We start from the raw sequence: 5,743 nt of genomic DNA, 5'->3' as shown, positions 1-5,743 counted from the left end.
TTCGAAGGCGGCGGCGTGCCTGGCGTAGATCGCAACCGCGTGCCCCTGCACCCGGCCAACGATCGAGGCCAGTCGCCTGGCCACGGTGCGATCCCCGAAGCGGACGGCGTGGTGCAGCGCCTCGGCTTCCAGCGCGTACTGCCCGGCGCTGTGCGCGACATCGGCGGCCCTGCGCGCCAGTTCCACCGCGACGTGCCGGTTGCCGGTGGCCGCCGCCAGCCAGGCGCGGGCGATGACGCGCTGCGGTTCGTGCAGCGCCACATGCGCGCCGCGGTGCGTCTCGGCGTCGGTCAGCACCCGTTCGGCCTGCCCCGCCTCGCCGACGGCCGCGTAGGCGCGGGCCAGGATCAGTTGCGCGGGCAGCTTCCACGGCAGCGAGGATTCGGCGTTCAGCGCGGCCAGGGCCTGTTCGAACTCGGTGATCGCGTGCCGGAACCGGCCGCGATAGGTCGCGACCGTGGCGCAGCCGATCTTGGCGATCGCCCAGCCGAGAAACTGTGCGGAGGAATGGAATTGGCAGTACTCGGCGGCGCGGCGATCGGCGAGCCCGAGTTCGCCCAGCAGGGTGAGGGCGAGGACGTCGCCGTAGCAGACCATCACCCGGATCATGCCGTCGGTGGTCTTCTGCTGGGCCCGGCTGCGGGCGGCGATCGGGGCGAAATCCGCGCCGCGGCCCGCCACCGGCATGGCGAGCCCGAGCGCGAAGGCCACCCAGTCCACCGCCTGTTTCGGGGCGTCCGGGTCGGCGAGCACCCGTTCGGCGGCGTCGATGCCGTGCGCGATCCGGTTCTCGTGCACCGCCATCGCGGCGTCGGCGGCGTCGACCACCAGCCGCAGCGCGGGATGCTCGACGCGCTCGCGCAGCAGGTCGATGGTGTGGTGGCCGCGGGTGACATCCCCCATCGCCCAGAACAGCACGCTCGCGTGCGGCAACCCCCACTGGACCAGCTGGAGTTCGTCGAGGTCGTCGGGATCGAAGTCGGCAAGCAGCTGGTCGGCTTCCTTCGGGCGCCCCTGCCAGAGCACGGCGCGGCAGAGCACCTCGGCCGCGGGCAGGCCCCCGCCGCGCTCCAGGGCGGCGCGGGCCAGGCGTTCGCCGAGCGGCAGGTTGGACAGGGCGACGGCGTCCTTGGCGGCGCTGATCAGCAGGCCGCTGTCGAGCGGGCGGTCGTCCTCGACGCAGAGCTGGGCCAGCCGGATGCGGTCGGCGGCGGTGCTCGGCTGTTGTTCGCGCAGGATGTCGATGATGCGGCCGCGACGGGCGCGCGCGGCGGCGGTGCCGATCCGGTCGCGCACCACGTCGCCGAGTAGCGGATGACTGAAACGGGCGACGACCGTGCGGCCGTCGCGGTTGGTGCGGATCATGCCGGACAGCTCCGCGGCGTCGACGGCCTCCTCCCCCACCAACCGGACCAGGACGTCCAGGTCGAGCGGTTCGTAGAGGGCCAGCGTCTTGAGCACCTGCAGCACCGGCTCGTCCACCCGCGACAGCCTGCAGTCCAGCAGGGCGATCAGGCTCGGGGGTAGCGCGGCGCGCCCCCGCAACTGCCATACGCCGTCGACCTCGGTGAGCGTGCCCGCCTCCACCGCGCCTTCCACCAGATTGCGCAGGAACAACGGGTTCCCGCCCGATGACTCCCACATGACGTCGGCGCTGAGTCCCTCGAGCGTGCCGCCGAGCACGGTCTCGACCAGGGTGACGCACTGCTGCTCGGTCAGCGGGCGCAGCTCGACCCGCCGCAGGTAGCCGTCCTTCCACAGCGAGGTGACCGCGTCGGGCACCTCCTCGCCGCCGCGGACGGTGGCCACGATGGGGGCGGCGCGGTCGACGGCGATCTGGTGCAGCAGGGTCGCGGAGAGCCGGTCGAGCAGGTAGGCGTCGTCGACGCTGACCACGGTCGACGGTTCGGTGAGCAGGTTCGACCTGGCCGAGGCGAGCAGCGCGATGGGATCTCGGGTGGCCGACGAATCGATCCACGGAGCGAAGGCGCCGAGCGGGATCGCCTGCGAGGACTCGGTGCAGGCCGCCCAGCGCACCGGCACACCGAGCCCGGCGGTGACGAGCCGGGCCAGGGTGGTCTTGCCGACCCCCGCGGCGCCCACCAGCACCACTCCGCCGCTGTCGCCGCTCGTCAGCGCGCTGCGAACGGCTTCGTATTCGGCGGGACGGTCCAGGAGCTGCCACCGGTCTCCCACAATCGCCGATTCTAGTTCTCCCCGGTCGGCGGGGATATACATTTCCGCAGGTAGGGGCAGGTGAATGGTCATCGCGGCAGCTGCTCGGCGGTGGGTTCGAGCCGGGGCGCGTTGTTCACCTGGTGCCGATAGTCGCTCGATGCCTCGTAGACGCGCCGCTTGAGCCGGTTGATCGAGCCGAGCGGGCGATGGGCTTCGATCCCACGCCAGGAGTTGAACGACAGCACGTCGTCACCGAACGCCCGCCGCTCCGGCGTATAGGGGTCTTGGCGACCGAAGTGGACGGTCGCGACAGTCCGGTGCGGGGACCGCTGCTCCGGCCAGGCGACGGTGGCGTCCTCGATCGGCATGGTGTCGATGTCGGTGCACAGCTGCACCCGCAGCTCGTAGTCCGCCGCGTGCTCGGCGAAGAAGTCCACGACCGCGTCGCGATGGCCGTTGATCCCCGCGGTGGCGGCCATCGGCTGCCCTTCCAGGGCACGGACCTCGGGAGAGGCGGGGGCGTAGAGCATCTTCGCGACGTGATCGCCGTAGCGCAGGGGCGCGGAGGTGTAGAAGGTGTCGCCGAGGATGTGGGTGTTCGGCCGGACGAACACGGCCAGGTTCGGCGGCACCCGGCGGCCCAGCGGCCGCAGCACCCGGCGGTCCAGCGTCGACACCAGGCTCGCGCCTGCGTCGAGGACGGCATCGGGCAGCCGGGCCAGCGCCCACGCGGTCGGCATGCCGCGGGTCAGATAGGCGTGGGCGTCGGCGAACAGGAACTCCCGATGGGTGACCAGGACGAAGTCCTGGGTGCTCGCCCGGTCGTCGGGCAGGATGCGCGGCCCGTCCACGTCGAGCACCTTGAGCCCGAGCCCACGCACGCCGCGCAGCCGGTCGCTGCGGATCACCCCCGAGGTGCTCGACAGCCGGGCGACCACCGGATAGGTGGCCGGGGTGGCGAACAGGCCATGGGCCAGTTCCGGCGGCAGACCCGCGTGCACGGTGAGCTCGCCGATGAGGATGCCGTGACTCTTGGCGTGGGCGTCGCGCAGACCGTGTTTGCCGCTGCGATAGGCCTTCTCGAGATTGGTGCGCAGCACCGCGATGATCTTGTCGATGTCGGCCTCCTCGTCGGGGCGCGGCTGCTCGATGTCGTCGCGGTAGCGCAGATAGCCGGCAGGGCGGGCCTGCGGGGTGGTCATGACGCCCACCTGCGCGGCGCCGCGGCGCGCCATGGCGCGAACGGGTCGGCGACGCCCTCCAGCGCGGGCGCCAGGGTCGGGAAATGCCGCAGCAGCACACTGCGCATGGAGTTGTCCCGGACCCAGGCCATGCCCGTCTCGGTGTAGACCTCAGGGCGGAAGTCGGTGGTGAAGAACCGGTCGGCCGAGAGCCTGCGCGAGGCCATGAGCACGAACACCCGGAAGGCGGTGTCGCTGAACCCGAAGCCCGGCGGTTTCGGCTCGGCATAGAGCCCGACCATCAGATCAACGTCCTCCACCGTGTCGTAGATCCGGGCGAGCTCGGCCGCCGACTCCGCGTCACCGGTCAGTTCCAGGAACGAACCCGCAGGCCGCAACCGCAACCGCCGCCGGAACTCGTTGTAGCGGGGCACGCCGCGTTCACGCACCCGCAGGATGTCCACCGTCGCCAGATCCAGCACCGGATGCCCGGGGCGTCGCAGTTCCTGGAGGTGCACCGGGTAGTTGTGCAGGGTCAGCGCGCCCGGATGGGCACGGCCGAACGAGTAGAGCAGCGTCTCCATCGGGTGTTCGGCCATGCGTTCGCGAATGTGGGCGACACCGAGATCGGGCAGGATGTGCTCGGCCAGTACCCGGTCGTCGCCCGGATCACGCACCGCGAACTCGTCCGGCACCAGCGGATGCATCCGGTACACCGACACGAACTCCTCGGTCAGCGAGTACGGCACCCCGTGGTCCTCGACCGCCGACCCCGGAATCCCGCTGAGCACCTCGCTGCCGCTGACCCGCCCGAAACGCCGCGCGATCCGCTCGCCCAGGATGCCGAACCAGTTCGCGCGCATGGCGGCGACGGTGGTCGGGTGGGCGATGATCGCGGGCGTCCAGTCGACGGTGTGGATCTTGGCCATCAGCGCCGCGTTCACCAGCCTGGCCGTGTCGTACAGCTCGTCGTCGGTCATGTCCGGGTAGCGCCGGGCCAGCCGATCACAGATGGCATTGTGCTCGCGCATGAACAGCGAGTGCAGCAGCGCGATGCCGACCCAGGCGTTGGCCGCCGTCCCGTGCAGGTCGAGCAGCCCCTCCACATCAAGCGGCGGCAACCCCAGCTCGTCCAGCACCAGCCGTCCCCGCTCCCCCGACCGCAGCGCCTCCGCGAATTTCGTGGTCGTTCCGTACACCTGCGAGCCGTCCCACCAGTGCGACTCCTGCGTGGTGTGGGTGGGCGGCGCGCCGGGGTCGGGGGCGGGCACCGACGGCGTCCGCCGGATCGTCATCGGCGGCTCCGGCCACGGGTCGCCATCGACCGGCGGCACCCGCATGGACTCGTCCTCGGTGTCGAAGTGACTCACCCAGTCGTGCACCTCGAACTGGATCCACGCCGCCGCCAGCAGATTCAGGGTGGTCGCCGGCCGGAACTCGTCGCGCCGCAGCAGCTCGAGGCTGATCACCCGAGGATTGGGCGCCATGATCCGGTCCGGCCCCTCCGGCCACGTGCACTCCAGTGGCACATTGCGCCCGAATCGGCAGCCCACCGACCCCGCCCGCGGATCGTCGATGCTGTTGCGACTGCCGTCGATCGTCCTTGCCCGCTCGGCCCTGCTCCTCGCCTGCTCGTCGTCGGGCAGGGGGCCGTCCGGGTGCGGCCCGGTGTCGAACAGATTCTCCGCCCGCAACCGGCTGCGGATGCCGACGAGCACCGCCAGCCCCAGCGAAGTCGGCAACCGGCACCAGCCGAACCGTCGATCGAGGGCCTCCGCGGCCACCCCCCACAACCTCGTGACAAGCCCTTGCCGACGCGGTGGCGGCCGCTTCCCGCCGCCCACCGCCACGGTGTGATCGCTCGCTGTGCTGACCATGAAGGACCTCCAGGGTGGGCCGACGCGAGCGTCCGGCCCGCGCCGAGATCGAATCGAAGTCCAGTGTTCGCCCACGGCAGGCGGGTGTCTTGAGTAGTCGGCTACTCGTGCTGTGGCCCCCTCGCGTCGGCGCGATGCCCGCGTGTTGTCAGTGCGCGGTCGTCGCCGCCGATCAGGACCAGGAACATGCGCCGTGGAAGGCACCGCGCCACGACGAGTCCGCCCTGGTCGTGGTCGACGAGACGGGCGGATCAGATCATCGGGTGTCATCGAGGACGGCACGTCGGAGAGGTCCATGCAGTCGGCCTGACCCGCCCCTCCCGCTCACAGGCGATGATGGGACGGTGCCGGACCTCGATGTGGAGTCATATCTCGCCGCCGTCGTGACGGCTGCCCGGCAGGTGCTCGGCACCCAGTTCTTCGGGGCGTACGCGGCCGGATCGCTGGCACTGGAGGCGTTCCACCCCGGCCGCAGCGATATCGACCTGGTCCTGCTCTGTCACGATC

3 protein-coding genes are annotated in these 5,743 nt (G+C 71.1%); all 3 read right to left on the bottom strand.

Going from position 1 to position 5,743, the window contains the following annotated elements; all coding sequences use genetic code 11:
• Positions 1–2,196: helix-turn-helix transcriptional regulator (locus tag QH283_RS04435; RefSeq protein ID WP_280501739.1), on the bottom strand; the 2,196-nt coding region annotated here is incomplete at its 3' end.
• 68 nt (positions 2,197–2,264) lie between these two features.
• Positions 2,265–3,380, bottom strand: coding sequence for a catalase family protein (locus QH283_RS04430; protein ID WP_280501738.1), 1,116 nt, complete (start codon positions 3,378–3,380; stop codon positions 2,265–2,267).
• A complete protein-coding gene (locus QH283_RS04425; RefSeq protein ID WP_280501737.1) occupies positions 3,377–5,236 on the bottom strand; it encodes a peroxidase family protein in 1,860 nt (619 codons plus the stop codon). The genes QH283_RS04430 and QH283_RS04425 overlap by 4 nt, the downstream gene beginning before the upstream one ends.
• Between the last annotated feature and the right edge of the window lie 507 nt (positions 5,237–5,743).

Source organism: Nocardia farcinica, assembly GCF_029867845.1.
Lineage (GTDB): Bacteria > Actinomycetota > Actinomycetes > Mycobacteriales > Mycobacteriaceae > Nocardia > Nocardia farcinica_A.
Note: the sequence above shows the minus strand (reverse complement) of the source record. Positions and strands in the feature narration are given on the sequence as shown.